At 70.2% G+C, this 14863-nt stretch carries 12 protein-coding genes; 5 read left to right on the top strand and 7 right to left on the bottom strand.

Annotation, left to right across the window (positions count from 1 at the left end):
- Positions 1-118: 118 nt before the first annotated feature.
- Positions 119-832: a nicotinamide riboside transporter PnuC gene (pnuC, locus tag ACFVRO_RS04475; protein WP_223585535.1), complete on the top strand. Its 714-nt coding sequence runs from the start codon at positions 119-121 to the stop codon at positions 830-832.
- Between the two features lie 13 nt (positions 833-845).
- Here pnuC and ACFVRO_RS04470 read toward each other — a convergent pair whose 3' ends face one another.
- The 6 genes from ACFVRO_RS04470 to ACFVRO_RS04445 are packed head-to-tail and all read right to left on the bottom strand — an operon-like array spanning position 846 to position 6516.
- On the bottom strand, positions 846-1583 hold the full coding sequence (locus ACFVRO_RS04470; RefSeq protein WP_105675864.1) for an amino acid ABC transporter ATP-binding protein: 738 nt from the start codon (positions 1581-1583) through the stop codon (positions 846-848).
- Positions 1580-2446, bottom strand: coding sequence for an amino acid ABC transporter permease (locus tag ACFVRO_RS04465; RefSeq protein ID WP_386949702.1), 867 nt, complete (start codon positions 2444-2446; stop codon positions 1580-1582). Before ACFVRO_RS04465 ends, ACFVRO_RS04470 begins: the two co-directional genes overlap by 4 nt.
- Positions 2443-3294, bottom strand: a complete 852-nt coding sequence (locus ACFVRO_RS04460; RefSeq protein ID WP_386949699.1) for an ABC transporter substrate-binding protein — start codon at positions 3292-3294, stop codon at positions 2443-2445. The genes ACFVRO_RS04465 and ACFVRO_RS04460 overlap by 4 nt, the downstream gene beginning before the upstream one ends.
- Before the next feature lie 2 nt (positions 3295-3296).
- A complete protein-coding gene (locus ACFVRO_RS04455; RefSeq protein ID WP_386949696.1) occupies positions 3297-3755 on the bottom strand; it encodes a cupin domain-containing protein in 459 nt (152 codons plus the stop codon).
- Positions 3752-5098: an amidohydrolase family protein gene (locus tag ACFVRO_RS04450; RefSeq protein WP_386949693.1), complete on the bottom strand. Its 1347-nt coding sequence runs from the start codon at positions 5096-5098 to the stop codon at positions 3752-3754. The genes ACFVRO_RS04455 and ACFVRO_RS04450 overlap by 4 nt, the downstream gene beginning before the upstream one ends.
- The gene (locus tag ACFVRO_RS04445; protein ID WP_386949690.1) at positions 5095-6516 is read right to left on the bottom strand and encodes an adenosylhomocysteinase; all 1422 of its coding nucleotides are present in this window, start codon (positions 6514-6516) and stop codon (positions 5095-5097) included. The genes ACFVRO_RS04450 and ACFVRO_RS04445 overlap by 4 nt, the downstream gene beginning before the upstream one ends.
- Positions 6517-6646: 130 nt before the next feature.
- Between ACFVRO_RS04445 and ACFVRO_RS04440 the strand changes: the two genes are divergently transcribed.
- On the top strand, positions 6647-6853 hold the full coding sequence (locus ACFVRO_RS04440) for a hypothetical protein (protein WP_386949687.1): 207 nt from the start codon (positions 6647-6649) through the stop codon (positions 6851-6853).
- Positions 6854-7301: 448 nt separating this feature from the next.
- On the opposite strand, the gene ACFVRO_RS04435 is transcribed toward ACFVRO_RS04440, so the two are convergent.
- Positions 7302-9530: an ATP-binding protein gene (locus ACFVRO_RS04435; protein WP_386949685.1), complete on the bottom strand. Its 2229-nt coding sequence runs from the start codon at positions 9528-9530 to the stop codon at positions 7302-7304.
- Positions 9531-10116: 586 nt separating this feature from the next.
- Here ACFVRO_RS04435 and ACFVRO_RS04430 point away from each other — a divergent pair.
- The 3 genes from ACFVRO_RS04430 to ACFVRO_RS04420 all read left to right on the top strand — a co-directional run bounded on the left by ACFVRO_RS04430 (position 10117) and on the right by ACFVRO_RS04420 (position 14800).
- Positions 10117-10617 (top strand): RNA polymerase sigma factor, encoded by a 501-nt coding sequence (locus ACFVRO_RS04430; protein ID WP_386949682.1) that lies wholly within the window; start codon positions 10117-10119, stop codon positions 10615-10617.
- A gap of 54 nt (positions 10618-10671) precedes the next feature.
- Entirely contained in the window at positions 10672-11988 is a 1317-nt protein-coding gene (locus tag ACFVRO_RS04425) for a flavin monoamine oxidase family protein (RefSeq protein ID WP_386949676.1), read from the top strand.
- 208 nt (positions 11989-12196) lie between these two features.
- Entirely contained in the window at positions 12197-14800 is a 2604-nt protein-coding gene (locus tag ACFVRO_RS04420; RefSeq protein WP_386949673.1) for a hypothetical protein, read from the top strand.
- Positions 14801-14863: the final 63 nt, after the last annotated feature.

Raw genomic sequence — 14863 nt, 5'->3', positions numbered from 1 at the left:
CGCCACGGACGCGCCCGCGAGGCCCGAGATGTGGGAATGTAGTTCAGGCGCGAGATCGACGGCGACGACGCCGCGGTCATGCCGCGCACTTTGTGCACTCTGATACCCGAAAGAACGCATGAACCTCCTCACCTGGCTCGTCGAGGTCTTCAACTCGCACTGGACGCTCCCCGGCGGGCAGACGCTCCTGATCCGCGAGGTCGTCGGCAACGTCTTCGGCCTGGCGAGCGCGCTCGGCGGGATGCGGCGTCGAGTGTGGGCCTGGCCGGTCGGCATCATCGGGAACCTGCTGCTGCTCACGGTCTTCCTCGGCTCGATCCTGAGCCCGGAGCACGAGCTGCCGAGCCTGCTCGGACAGGCCGGCCGCCAGGTGATGTTCATCGCGGTCGCGATCTACGGGTGGGTGCGCTGGCGCCAGGCCTCATCAGGCGGCGGCCAGGTGACGCCGCGGTGGGCGCCGTGGAGCGCGCGCATCGGCATCGTACTCATCATGGTGATCGGCACCGTCGCGCTCACGCCGCTGTTCCGGCTGCTCGGCTCGTGGGAGCCGGTGTGGGCGGATGCCTGGACCTTCGTCGGCTCGCTCATGGCGACGTACGGCATGGCGCGGGGCTGGACCGAGTTCTGGCTCATCTGGATCGCCGTCGACGTGGTCGGCGTGCCGCTGCTGTTCAGCTCGGGCTTCTACGCCACGGGTTTCATGTACGTGTTCTACGGGGTGTTCACCGCGATCGGATTCGTGGTCTGGGCGCGGGCGCAGAAGGGCGACAAACCGCAGGTCGACACACTGCTCCCGGCGCCCCAGGTGCAGCGCCCCGAGGAGACCGCCTAGCCTCGGACGGGGCTCAGTGCCGCACGCGCGCCAGGAACTCGGCCGTCGCCGGATGCTGCGGGGCGTCGAAGATCTGCTCGGGCGGACCCTGCTCGACCAGCACGCCCTCCTTCAGGAAGACGACGCGATCGGCGACCTCTCGGGCGAACGACATCTCGTGCGTGGCCATCACGATCGTGGTGCCGCGGCGCTTGAGCTCGCGCACGAGATCGAGCACCTCGCCGACGAGCATGGGGTCGAGCGCGCTGGTGATCTCGTCGAGCAGCAGCACCTCCGGCTCGGTGAGGATCGCCCGCACGATCGCGACGCGCTGCTGCTGACCTCCGGAGAGCCGGTCGGGGTACTCGTCGGCCTTGTCGCCGAGGCCGAGGGTCTGGAGCAGCTCGCGGCCTCGGGCGCGCGCCTCCGACGCGGAACGGCGGTGCACCTTGCGCGCGGCGAGGGTGATGTTCTCGAGCACGGTCAGGTGCGGGAAGAGGTTGAAGTGCTGGAACACGACGCCGATGCGCGCGCGCACCCTGTCGGCATCCACCCGCGGATCGGTGATGTCGTCTCCGCTGAGGAAGATCTGCCCGTCGTCGACCCGCTCGATGAGGTTCATGGTCTTGAGCAGCGTGGACTTGCCCGATCCCGAGGCTCCGATCAGCACGACCACCTCGTGCGGTTCGACGGCGAGGTCGAGCCCGCGGAGCACGTCGTGATCGCCGAAGCGCTTGCGCACGCCCCTGGCCTCGATGACGGGAACGGTCATACGACGCCTCCGGCCTGCTCGCGCCTGTTGAGCCGCGCCGTGACGGCATCCGTGAATCGGATCATCGGCCAGCTGAGGATGATGAAGAACAGCCCCGCGACGACGTAGGGCGTGTAGTTGTAGGTGTCGGCGACCTGCAGCTGCGCGGCGCGCACCGCGTCGATCACGCCGAGCACCGAGATGAGTCCGACGTCTTTCTGCATCGACACGAAGTCGTTCATGAGAGCCGGCACGACCTTGCGCACGCCCTGCGGGATCACGACGATCCGCAGGGTCTGCGCGTGGCTGAGCCCGAGGGAGCGCGCGGCCACGCGCTGCGAGGGGTGCACGGCCTCCATGCCGGCGCGGAGCACCTCGGAGACGTAGGCCGAGTACGTGACGATGATCGCGATGGTTCCCCAGAACGCCGGGGGCATGCGCGGGAAGATCATCAGCGCGGGGATGCCGTAGCCGATCAGGTAGAGCACGATCAGCAGCGGGACGCCGCGGAAGAAGTCGGTGTACGTCGCGGCGAGCGCGCGCAGCGGGAAGAACACCGGACCTCGGAGCGAGCGCATGGTGGCGAGCAGCGTGCCCAGGATCGCCACGCCGACCGCGGCGATGACAAGCACCAGGAGGTTGGTGAGCAGACCCTGGAAGATCGGCCCGACGCTCTTGAGCGCGATCTCGGGGTCGAAGAACGTCTGCCGGACGACCGCCCACCCCGGGGTGTTGACGACGATGATCGCGACGACGCCGATCAGCACGACGCTGCTGACGAACGCGATCAGGACCGACCGGGTCGTCGCCCTGCGCCGCAGAGCGCGGCGTGACAGCTCGAGTTCGCTCGGCTGCCACGCCGTCTCGGCGGAGGTGTTCGTCACTTCAGGACGGGGACGTCGACCGCGTCGCTGAGCCACTTCTGCTGCAGCTCGTCGAGCGTGCCGTCGGCGCGCAGAGCATCGACGGCCTTGGTGACGGCGGGGGTGAGGGCCGAGCCCTTCGGCAGCACGAAGGCGAACTCGTCGCCGCCGTCGGAGCTGGCGAACTGGCCCGTGACGGAGGAGTCGTCGACCACGGCGCCGGTGACGTAGAACGCGCCGGGCAGGTCGGTGATCATGGCGTCGATCTGGCCGGCCTGCAGCGCGAGCACGACGTCATCGACCGTGTTGAAGACGCTGAGGTTCGCCTCGCCGAGCTGCGCCTTGGCGACGGTGTAGCTGGTGGTGCCTGCGGCGACGCCGACCTTCGCCTTCTTGAGGGCGTCGATGGTCGTGGCGGATGCCGCGGGCGAGCTGTTCAGCGCGACGACGGCCTGCGTGGTCGTGTAGTACGGCGACGAGAAGTCGACGGCCTTCTTGCGCTCGTCGGTGACGGAGAACTGCTGGATGTTGATGTCCCAGTCCTTCGGGCCGGGGGCGATCGCGGCGTCGAAGCCGGTGCGGGTCCAGACGATGTCGGCGGCGGCGAAGCCCAGCTCCTTCGCGACCGCGTTCGCGACCGCTCCTTCGAAGCCCTTGCCGTTGGAGGGGTCGTCGTCGACGAACCACGGCTCGTAGTTGGGCTCGCCGGTCGCGATGGTGAGCTTGCCGGCGGTGACGGTCTGCAGCTCGCCGTCGGCGCCGGCCGTGGGCGAGGTGGTCGGGCCGCTCGCGCAGGCGGCGAGGGACACGGCGGCGGCGACCGCGATGGCGGCCGCTGCGGCGCGGCGAAGGGTGCGGGAGACGGTCACGTTTACTCCTGAAGAGTGTTCGGGTTTTGGTTAAGAGTAGGGGACTCGGCGAGTCGCCAATCGGCGAAGTCGAAACCTGGGGAAACGAAGCAGGAGACCAGCACTTCCTGGTCGTCGAGAGGTCGGGCGGCCTGCCAGACGCCGGCGGGCACGAGCACCTGCGCGGCATCCGTCCCGCTGAGCACGATCGCGGTCGCCGTACCCGGCTGCTCGCCGTCGCCGCCGAGGCTCAGCTCGAGCCGGCCGGGTCCGTGCCAGAGCCACAGCTCGTCGCTCGTGACGACGTGCCATTCGCTGCGCTCGTGGGGCTGCAGCAGGTAGTGGATGCAGGTGCCGGCCGGGCGCGGGCCGTTCGGCGTCTCGACGGCGAGCGGGCTCGTCCAGGTGCGGCGGAACCAGCCGCCCTCGGGGTGCGGGGCGAGGTCGAGGCGCTCGGCGGTGGCGGGTCGGTCAGCGGTCACTGGATGGCTCCTTCGACGCGTTCGCGTGGATCCTCGGACGTGTCGTCTCGCTTCGCTCGCTCAACGACCGCGGCGCCGAAGCTGTCACTCGCCCACCGGACCTCGCCCGAGACGACGGTGGCCGCGGCACGCCCCGCGCCGTCTTCGACGAGCTCCTGGATCGAATCGGGCCCGGCCGGCACGTCGAAGAACGTGAGGTCGGCGAGCGCGCCGACCGCGAGGTAGCCGGTGCGGTCGGGGCCGACGTCGATGCCCATGGAGTGGGCTCCGCCGATGGTCGCCGCACCGAGCAGCCGGGCGTGCAGGTCGCGGTCGGTGTAGCCCTGCGAGCGGGCGATGCGCGCGAGCTCGGCGACGTCCGCGAGCACGTCGAGCGACGGGCTCGACGACAGCGAGTCCGTGCCGACGGCGATCGGGCTGCCCTCGCGCAGATACGCGGCGATCGGCGGCTCCTCGAGCCCGATCACCGCGTTCGACCGCGGGCACAGCGCCACGGTCGTTCGGCGTTCGCGCAGGATCGCCCGGTCGCGGGCGCTCATGTACACGCCGTGCGCGATGTGGCAGTCGGGCCCGAGCACCCCGAGCTGGTCGACGAACTCGGTCGCACTGGTGCCGAAGCCGGCCTCGCGCAGCTCCTGGAAGCTCGCGAGCCCTGCCGTGTGCCAGGCCTGCGGATGCTCGTGCGCGAACTCGCTCTCGAAGGCGGCCTCACCGAGGTGGATGTGGATGCGGCCGCCGCGCTCGCGCACGATGTCGGGGATCTCGAGCAGAGGTTCGATGTCGAGCGAGTACGGGGCGTGGGGCGAGAGCCCGGTGCCGGGAGGGGTGGGCAGGGCGTCCAACGCCTGCTCGACCTGCGCGCGGCCGGTCCGCGCCCAGTCGGCGTTGGTCCAGCTCATCACCTCCCAGTAGGTGATGCCGTGCAGTCGCGCGTCGTGCAGGGCGGATGCCGCCGACGGGTCGGTGACGACGTCGGCGACGGCCGTGGTTCCGGAGCGGAGCGCCATCTCGGCGCCGGCCGCGGCATCCGCTCCCCAGTCCCGTCCGGCCTCGTAGACCGGGTCGAACGCCTGCACCCAGTCGTCGAATCCGGTGTACTGCCCGCGGCCGACGACGGCCATGCCCGTGTACTGCAGGTGGGTGTGAGCGTTGACGAGCCCGGGGGTGAGGACTCCGGGCCAATGCACCTCGTCGTGGGCGAGTCCGCGCTCGGACAGCGAGCGCAGCACCCAGGCGCGCTCCCCCACGTGCATGATGCGCCCGTCGCGCACGGCGACGGCGCCGTCGACGATGGGCGGCGCCGTGATCGGGACGACGAGTCCTGCGGAGTAGACGGTGATCATGCCGAGACCCCCAGGTAGCGGCGGGAGCGCCACTCGTCCTGCGCCTCGCGCTGCGCGGCGCTGCGCTCGTCGAGACGGTCGCCCCGCGCATCGGCGGCTGCGAGCGCGATGGCGCGATCGGCTTCGGCGGGGAACGGATGGAGGCCGGCGGGGAGCTCGCGCGCGAGCAGCTGCTCGACGGCCCCGAGCTGCACCGCGAAGGAGAGGTCCATGATCTCGATCGGGTTGCCCTCGGCGGCGGCGAGGTTCACACAGCCGCCGCGGGCGATCAGGAGGGCTCCGTCTCGCGCCCTGTCGAGGTGCGCGCCGACCGGTCGCAGCGCCGAGGCATCGACGTCGACCTCGCCCGGCACTCCGCCCGCCACTGCGACGATCCGCGCGACGGCGAGCGTCTCGGCGTCGACCGTGTGCGGCGCACCGGTGGCGGAGACGACGAGCGCACCCGGCGCGAGCTCGCGGAGCGGTCCGATGCGGAATCCGTCGTGTGCCGCCCGCAGCGCCCGCACGGGGTCGGTCTCGGCCACCGCGATCTCGGCGCCGAGCGCGCGCAGGTGCGCGGCGACCCCCTCGCCCACCGGGCCGTAGCCGACCACGACGGCGAGCTGGTCGCGCACGCCGATGCCCGCGGCGTCGAGCACATCGGCGATCGCGAACACGCACGACTGACCGGTGCCGTAGCGGTTGTCGAACGACGTCTTCATGGCCGCGTCGTTCACGGCGATGACGGGGATGCCGAGCAGTCCGCTGCTCTGCATCAGCCGCAACGGGGTGAGCCCGCTCGTGGTCTCCTCCGCGGCGCCGCGCAGACCAGCGGCGAGGCCCTCCTCGTGGGCGAGGCGGATCAGGTGGGAGCCGTCGTCGAGCAGCAGGTCGAAGCCGCGCCGCAGGAACGCCACGGCGGCGGCGCGCTCCTCCGCACCCGAGAGCGCAGGGTCTCCGTCGACGGGGATGCCGCGGGCACGCAGCACATCGGCCACCTCGACGTCGATCTCGTCGGGGTGGGCGTACACGGCGACGTCCGCTCCGGCGTCGCGCAGCAGCAGTGCGAGCTGGGCGGTCTTGGGCTCCAGCACCATCGCGATGCCGATTCGGATGCCGCGCACGACGCCCTCCTCGCGCAGGCGCGCGGCGACCAGTGTCGAGACCGGCATGTGCGCGCCCGCGTTGTCGACGCGGTCGGCTGCGGTCACCCGTGCGGGCAGGGCTGTTCCGTCGATGAGGATGTCGGGATCCTGCCCCGGTGCGAAGGTCACGCCATCGGAGCCCAGGTGAGCGCCCAGAGCGGCCAGCAGGCGGCGGAGCTCGTGCGAGACGGCACCCGCGCCCTCCACCGCGAAGGTGCGACCGGCGACGAGCAGGTTGGTCTCGCGGGCGAAACGGCGCACGAGACGCTCGGCGGACGTGGTCGGGTCGGTCACCGCTCAATCGTATTGCTCGGGCGGCGCGCCGAGCGCTCCGTGTGCGGCGCACCTCGACGAGACCCCTGCATCTGAGGGGTGCCCTCGCAGAACCTGGTTCCGCCCCGCCGACGTGCGATTGACTGAAGGCATGAAGACCGAGACCATCCCCACGCGCGTGTGGAACCCCCGCGCCGAGGTGCGGGCCTTCTTCGCGCGGGCCTTCGAGCGCGCGTTCATCCCCTTCGCGCCGCTGTCGCTGTCGGTCCCCGCGGAGATCGCCCGTCGCGAGGAGGCTGCGCGTGCGGCATCCTCGGGTCCCCCGCCGGTCGGGCCCGCCGAGGAACGCCTGCCGTAGCCCGCCCGGGTCGTTCGACGACCGAGGCCACCGCCCCGCAGCGCGCGCACGATCGACCGATCAGGCATGCGAATCGTGCCGTCGCGTCCCCCGAAGACGCGACGGCACGCGGTGCGCCGGACCCGATTCGGCCACACCCGGAGGCACTCGAAGGCCCCCATGAGCGATACGACCCCTGAACCTCCCCCGGCATGACGCGACGACGCAAAAGAACCGAGACAGAGAGACGAGCGGCTCCGGGCTGGGGACTCCGGAGCCGCTCTGCAGCTGGACGAGAGCTGCGTGGAGCACAATGCTCCGACGGACGAACGCTGGGGATCGTGTCCGTCGACTCGGCCGGTCATCCACTGCCTCTGGATGCCTGAGGTCGTGTCCATTTACGAGAGTCTCAGGCACCGATGCGCATGACGCGCACGCAATATACTGTCGCGTCGCGCGAGTCCCGGAGCTAGGTCTCGGCCCCCCGCTTCCACAACACGATCTGAACCCGTGAGGTGAAGCCGCGTTTCATCAGGATGTTCTGCACGTGCCATTCGACGGTGCGCATCGAGACCGTGAGGCTCTGCGCGATCTCCGCGTTCGTGAGCCCCTCTGCCACCAGATCGTGTATCTCCAGCTCGCGGCGGGTGAGTCCGTCGAGCGGATGCGTGCGCCGTTCCGGCGCGGCCGGAGCGATCACCCTGGTCGCCGCGAACGCGTCGCGCCGGGCGGCGTCCGCTCCGTCGAGGTAGGGGCGCGCGAACCCCTCCGTGCCGAGCTCCTCGCGAAGTCGTTCCTCGAGGCGAGGGCGGTCGATCGAGACCTCCTCGAGGACGGTGTCCCGTCCGCCCACCACACGCGCGACCTCGTCGGCGACGCCGAGCAGCCGTGCCGCCCCGATGCGATCGCCCCGCGCCTCGGCCACTGCGGCGAGTGTCTCGAGGTTCATCGACACGGCGAGAGAGGGATCCTCCCCTTCGGCCAAGGCGAGGGCGCGGGATGCCAGATCCGCCGCGCGATCCATGTCGCGGCGGAGGAAGGCGGTGATGGCGAGCCCTGTGAGCACGAACATCTGCTCGTTGCGCTCCCCGGAGAGCGTGCTGCGGCGCATCCATTCGGAGAGGAGCACATCGGCCTCGCCGACGTGGCCCAGCTGGTCGTGGACGAGGATGAGCGAGATCCGCATCCCCGAGACGGTGATGCCGTGCTCGCCCGAGCTGCCTCGCTCGATCGCGTCCTCCAGAAGCGCGACATGCGCCTCCTCGACGGGAGAGAGGATCGCCTCCGCCGCCTCGGCGTAGACGACGGCATCCGCGTAGCCGATCTCGTCGGCCAGACCGCGGGCCAGTGCGAATCGGGGCCGCGCCGCGTCGAGCCCCCTGGCCATTCCCGTGAGATAGGCATGGACGATATGCGCCGTCACCGCCGCCCGCCCCATGGGCCGACGCAGCCTCGCGAGCACAGCATCCAGCCAGGAGAGGAGGTCGGCGATTCTGCCCTGCGTCTCGACCAGCGGCCTCCATGCCGCGAGGAGGAGGTCCAGGATCGAGTCGATCGCGTCCGGGTGCGTTACGCCCCATGCGACGGCGAGACGCAGATCGGGCAGGGAGCGGGCGAGCTGGGCTGACAGAGACGCCTGCTGGTCGGACATCCAGTTCACCTCCGCGCGCAGGGCGAGAGATCGGCACCACTCGAGGCGCAGGCGCTGGAACGCGTCGATCTCCGAGGACTCCTCGGCTTGCGTCCGCCCGTACTCCTTCAGCGACTCGAGGAGCGTGAACGACGACGAGCGTCCGCCGAGCCGCACCAGCACCGACTTGTCGACGAGGTCGCTGACGAGTTCGAGGGGGTCCACCGCGCCGCCGACGATCTCGACGATGAGGGATTCGATGTCGTCGAGGGAGAGCGGAGCGCTGAAGATCGACAGTGCGCGCCATACGCGCTGCTCCTCGACGGAGCAGAGATCGTAGCTCCAGGCGATGCTGTTCCACAGACTCGCCTGCCTCACCCCGTCCGCCGTGCGTGCATCGGCGAGCATCCGCACTGAGGTCCTCAGCCGCGCGCGGAGTTCACCGACCGACAGGAGTGCGAGACGAGCCGCGGCGAGCTCGATCGCGAGCGGGATCCCGCCGAGCAGCGCGCAGACGTCCTCCACCGCATCCAGGTCCGTCACCTCGTCGTCCGGCACGACGAGGCCCGCACGACCCAGGAAGAGGCGCGCGGCGTCCGACGGCTCGTGCCAGCCGGATCGACGGATCGCAGAGGGCCTCAGCGCCAGCGGCGTCACGGTCCGCACCGCCTCCCCTCTCAGCGACAGGCGCTGTCGGCTCGTCGCGAGGATCGTGACGCCCGGACACCTCCGCAAGACCTCCGAGACGAACTCTCGTGCCTCATCGATCACGTGCTCGCAGTTGTCGAGGACGATGAGAGCCCGGGACGCCCCCACCGCATCGACGAACGCGTCCACTGACGTCGCTCCGACAGGCAGCACGGCGAGGGCATCTCCGACGCTCCCCACGGCGGCGAGCTGCACGACGGAGACGTCGTCGTCGAACTGCGACGACAACCGTGCGGCCACATCGAGCGCGAGCCGTGTCTTACCCACGCCGCCGGCGCCGATCAGGGTCGTGAGGCGCTGCCGCCCCACGAGAATCGTGATCTCCCGCGCTGCGCTCTCCCGTCCGATGAGCTCGGACACGGGATTCAGATCGCAGGACACCCGCATCTTGCTCCATTCGCCGTTCACATGTGATCACCCAATGTAGGGCACCTGCGAACGCGCGTTTCGCCGGAACGCAGCGCCTCGCGTCGACCCCGCTCCCGAGGTCATTCCCGGTGACGCGTCATCGATGGGGCAGCTCGACGATCTGACTGTGTGGGTGAGGAGGTCTCGACGTCGCGAGATCGGCTTCCCCTCTCTCGCCGCGTCCGTCGTCGGGTCTCCACCGGGATCGTCGACGCAGGGGCTCTGGGGATGCCCGGGCGAGAGTCCTCACCGGCCGGTCGGGTCGTCGCCTCCCCTGACGACCCGACCGGCGCTCTTCTCCGGCGAGAACCCGTAGAACCCCCGTAGCACCACGGGGGTTCTGGGCGTGCCCCGCGCGGAAAGTGGGAACCGACCGTTCTTCCGGCGGTCACTCGTCCCCCCGAAACGAGCCGAGATGCACCCGACCTCTCCCCCTGAACCCCCTGAACCCCCTGAACCCCCTGACGACGATGGCTCACCCGTCTCGCCGAGCGAGCTCTCCGACACGGAGATTCTCGATCTCGCCCGCTCCGGCGACATGATCGTGTTCAGTGAGCTCTGGTCGCGCTATCACCGGCTCGCCTACGTCGTCGCGCTGCGGACGACCGCCCGGTTTGAGCCGGAGGATCTGGTCGCAGAGGCGTACGCGAGGATCCTGCACGCGCTACGACGCGGAAACGGCCCCCGCGATCATTTCGCCGCCTACCTCGCCACCACCGTCCGCACCGTGGCCGCGAAGTGGTCGCGTCACGCGCCAGAGGTCACCAACGCCGACCTGGGCGCCTTGGAGCACCCCACGGATGCTGCGCTGGATCTGGACCCCGCATCGATCGTCGGTGTGTTCACGGACCCGCGCCTCGAGCTCGCATTCCGGAGCCTCCCGCCCCGTTGGCAGCAGATCCTCTGGCTCAATGCGGTCGAGGACACGCCGATCTCCGAGCTCGCTTCCGCCTTCCGCGTGAAGCCGGCGGCCGTCGCCGCTCTCGCCTACCGTGCTCGACGCGGCCTGACGAAGGAGTGGGAGCGCCTCCCGGCGTGACCCCCACCAGAAGATCTCGATCACGAGAGTGACGACTGCAATGAAGGAGAGACGATGAGCAGGAACGAAAGCGGATCATCCGCGGACGCAGACCGGATCGCGGTCATCGGGGCCGGTGTCTCCGGCCTCATCGCGGCGAGGATGCTGACCAACGCCGGCGCGGACGTGACGGTCTTCGAATCCGCCGATCGCGTCGGCGGGCGCGTCTCGGCGATGACGACAGGACTCGGCTCCCGGATCGATCTCGGCGGCCAGTGGGTCGGTGCGGATCATCACCGCCTCATCGCGCTGCTCGATGAGCTGGATCTCACCCGCCTCCCCGTCACCAGGGATGTCTCCCGCGCGATCCGGTCCGGGCGCTCCCGGTCGCTCCTGCGGATGGAGAACGTCCCCGCCTTCCTCACCCTCGGCCTCTTCGAGCTCTTCACCCGTTTCGGGCTGCCCCGGCGGATGAGCGAGCGCACGCTGGACGCGGCGATCTCGAAGGTGCCCACGGCATCCCGTCGTCTGCTGGAGGTCGTCGCGGGAATATCGTGGACGAGCGATCTCGATCGTCACACGCTCGGCGCCGCCGTGCGGCTGTCGGCGGCGCAAGGGGGCCTCAGCCACTCGATGCGTGCGCGAGGCGGAGCGCAGGACTCACTGATCCTCGAGGGCGCCGGCACGATCGCTGAGCTCCTCGCCGCCGAGTTGGGTGACCGCGTTCGCCTGGAGCAGCGGGTCGAGGGCATCCTTCGCCGGCCGTCGGGGGTGACCGTCGAGACCACGGAGGGCGAATACGAGTTCGACCGAGTGATCGTGGCGGTCGCACCGCCCGTGGCGCGCGAGATCCAGCACGAACCGCCGCTCCCGTCGGCTCATCGTCGCATGGAGGACGGCACGTACATGGGTTCCGTGTACAAGGCGTTCGCGATCTATCCCCTCCCGTTCTGGCAGGAGCGCAAGGCGCAGGACTCGCTGCTGCTCGACCGTCCGGGCGGCGCCGTCTTCGACACGTCGCCCCCGACCGGTCAGGGCCATCTCTGCTTCCTCATCCCCGGCCCGGAGGGACGTGCCCTGGCCGACCTCGACCCGACCGAGCGGCAGCGCCTGCTCCTCACGCCCCTCGTGCGGACCCACGGCCCCGGAGTCCTGGCGCCGGCGGAGTGGCACGAGAAGTTCTGGCACCTCGATCCGCACGTCAAGGGCGGCTACTCGACCCTGCCCCTCCCCGGCACGGCCATGCGGCTCCCGCTCCGCCGCACGCCTGCAGGACCGGTGCACTGGGCGAGCACCGAGTACGCTCGCGACCACCCCGGGTACATCGACGGCGCGATCGAGGCCGGTGAGACCGCCGCGCGAGAGGTGCTGCGCGCGCTCCGCGACGCCTAGCGAGTCGCGCAGGGAGGACGCCGTGTCCGCGGGTGATGCCACCCCGATCACGGCCGCGTCATCGGGGTGGGACCGATGGGGTCTTGTAGGCAACGGCTCTGGGCGACGGCGGGCACATGACCTCGCTGCGACAGGCCGACCATCCGCTTGCGATCCTTGGGGGTTCACGTTGTCGCATATCCGTCACGCCGCGCACCGACACAGAGAGATGCGCCGTTCTCCGTCGCGCCGACAGCGGCCATGGGGTCTCCTCGCGTTCGCCGCCCTGCTCCTCGCGGCGCTTCCGCTGGTGGCGCCGCCGACTCCGGCCGCCGCAGAATCGAATGCGACGAATGCGACGGTCCGCGGCGAGCAGACCTGGTACGTGTACGTGAAGCAAGGGGAGTATCCGCATGTCGACTTCACGAAGGCGGCCACAGACACCGGGAACGCGTGGGGAGGCGGGAGCCGCATCGTCGTGACGGATCCCGGCGGAACAGAGGTCTTCTCGTGCGACGTGCCCACGACCGCCTCCGCAGGAACCTCCTGCACGTGGACCGGCGGTGTCACCTCTGCACCGGCTCCCGCCGACGGGGTCTACAGTGTCACGCTCACCCGTCCGGTGGGGAGCACCAGCACCGCCCGGCTCGGACCGGTCGCGTTCCGCTGGACGATCGACGCCCGTACGACGCCGACGTCGGGAACGCAGTCCGGCCGCGTCTGGACGGAGAGCTACGGTGTGCGCGACTCGCTCACGACCCCCGTCGACCTCGACCTCTGGTATCAGACCGCCGAAGGCTTCACCTATGAGATCCGGCGGGACAACATGACCGGGATCGACTCACGATTCGAGGCCAACGCCTTCGGAAACGTGGACGCCACGACATGCACGCCTGCGTACCATTCGATCACCCAGACCGGAACCATGTCGGTACTGGGTCTCGACAACGGAACGCTGCTGCCGCTCAGAGAATCCACGTGCGCTTTCTCCCCCTACAAGATCTTCTTCGCCGCTCCGTCCGCGGATCTGCCTGCACGGGTCGCATTGCCCGACGGCTCGTCGACGTGGCTCCTCGCGACGCCACCCAGCCCCGACGAGATCAGGGTGGACGATCTGCGCTTCACCGCGTCGGAGCCCGGGTCTCGCGCGGGCACGATCTCGTTCGCCGTCCCTCGTCACGAGGGTCGCGTTCTGGTCCAGGTCGACGTGGATGACGACGGCGACTTCGCGGGCCCGGCCGATCGCACGTTCCCCGTGTCGATCGTCTCCGGCCTTCCGGCATCCCTCCCCTTCGACGGGCTGGATGAACTCGGACAGCCGATCTCGACGCTGACGCCGCTCGCCGTGCGCGTGCACATCGAGAACACCGGAGAGGTCCACTTCGTCGACGACGACGTGGAGCGGATGTCCGGCGGCGTCAAGGTCGAGCGGCTGAACGGACCGGCGAGCGATCGGACGGCGATCTCCTGGAACGACGAACTGCTCGTCGGCCCCACCCAGGCGCGCAACCCCTCTCAGCTGATCGGACCGCGCTGCTCGACGACGCCGGTGGTCACGGCCACAGACGTCGACAGCGCGCTGGGAGTGCACGGGTGGGGCCAGGGCGCATGCACAGGAGCGACCATCAACGTCTTGGCCAGCCAGGTACGGGCCGCCGGAACCCTCGGCTCCTGGGGCAACCTCGCCGTGATCGACCGCTGGACCTCGGTCGCCGTCGATAAGGACTACACGCTCGAAGTTCCCGCGTTCGCGATCGAGAAGACGGCAGATCCCGCGTCGGGCACGGCCCTCGCCCCTGGGGACGAGGTCGGTTACCACGTGCACGCGAACGCCGTGCGCTACTCGCACCTGCAGCCCGGTGACGGCATCCGCGACTTCTGGTTCCCGGCTCAGTCCTGGAGCGGCCGGTTCACCGACGACGTCGCTTCGGTATCGGACAACGCCGTCGTCGCCTGGGGAGGAGTGGCGGCCGTCCCCGCGGCCCACAGCACCCTGGTGGCGGATCCCGCTGCCGGGCTCATCACGTGGACCGGCGCCGACGTGCCCATCGACGAGGTCGGAGGCGTCTCGTACACCGCGACCGTGCGTCCCTCCGACGAGCTCGGCGGCGACGTCGAGCTGCACAACATCGCCTACGTGCACACTTCAACCACGCCGCCCGGCGCGCCGGCGCAGTGCACGAGCGGTCTCTGCGGGCAGACGTCGCATCCCGTCTCCCCCGAACCGGGATTCGCGCTCGCCAAGACCTCGGATCCGCAGCCGGGTACCCGTCTTGGGGCGGGACAGCACCTCAGCTACACCGTGACCGGGTCGAATACCGGCAACACCGACCTGGTCGACGTCACGATCACCGACGACCTCCGAGGCGTCCTCGATGACGCGGCGCTGGTCCCGGGTTCACTCGTGGCCAGCGTGAGCGGCGCGGCGGTCGCGGCGCCGGTTCTGAACGGGGACGAATGGACGTGGACGGGGTCACTCGCACGGGGAGAGTCCGTGATCGTCTCGTACGAGGTCGTCGTGAACGCCGACGCGCAGTCGCCGGAGGCGCTGGACAACCGCGCGTCGGCGATCGCCACGCCACTCCTCCCCGACCCTGACGATCCCCAGGGTCCGTGGGTTCCTGGTGACCCGATCGCACCGGGTGACGTCGTGACGACACATCCCGTCGGCTCTGCACCGGGCACGTCGACACCGCCGCAGATCGCCCCCGGGAGCACCGGCCTCGCGAACACGGGAGGCGCCCTCCCGATCACGGGGATCGCGCTGAGCGCCGTCCTGCTCGCCGTGGGGCTGCTCCTGGCCGCACGAGCAGCGCGCCGGACACGTCGGTAGCTCACACCGCATGACGTGCGGGAGGGGAGGTCGCCTCCCCTCCCGCACTCGACTTCCCCCTCC

Origin of the sequence: Microbacterium sp. NPDC057944, from assembly GCF_042887445.1 — a bacterium.
Taxonomy (GTDB): Bacteria; Actinomycetota; Actinomycetes; order Actinomycetales; family Microbacteriaceae; genus Microbacterium; species Microbacterium natoriense.
Note: the sequence above shows the minus strand (reverse complement) of the source record. Positions and strands in the feature narration are given on the sequence as shown.